At 66.4% G+C, this 277-nt stretch carries 1 protein-coding gene; it reads right to left on the minus strand.

What is annotated here, in order from left to right; translation table 11 throughout:
• Window positions 1-177 (minus strand): hypothetical protein (locus HKX41_11285; GenBank protein ID NNC24714.1); only part of this gene is annotated, 177 nt, incomplete at its 3' end.
• Window positions 178-277: the final 100 nt, after the last annotated feature.

Raw genomic sequence — 277 nt, forward strand, 5'->3', positions numbered from 1 at the left:
CTTGACCGTGCGGGTGAAGCCGGTGTCGGCGCTGCGCACGGTGACCTCGGCGCCGGCGGCGACGCGGCCGGCCAGCGAACCGTCGGTATTGGCCGCCAATGCCGGCAGCGCCATCGATGCGAGGCAGATCCCCATCGCCACGCACAAACCGGACTTGCGAAAGCTCTTGCCTTTCATTGCCGCACTTCCTCCCCAAAAGGTATGAGCGGTGCTGCGCCGGGTCAGTCCTTCGTCGGCAGCACCTGCGCGTGGTAGTCGTAGTCCCACTGGTCGAAGT

It is taken from the genome of Salifodinibacter halophilus (genome assembly GCA_012999515.1).
In the GTDB taxonomy this organism is placed as follows: Bacteria; Pseudomonadota; Gammaproteobacteria; order Nevskiales; family Salinisphaeraceae; genus Salifodinibacter; species Salifodinibacter halophilus.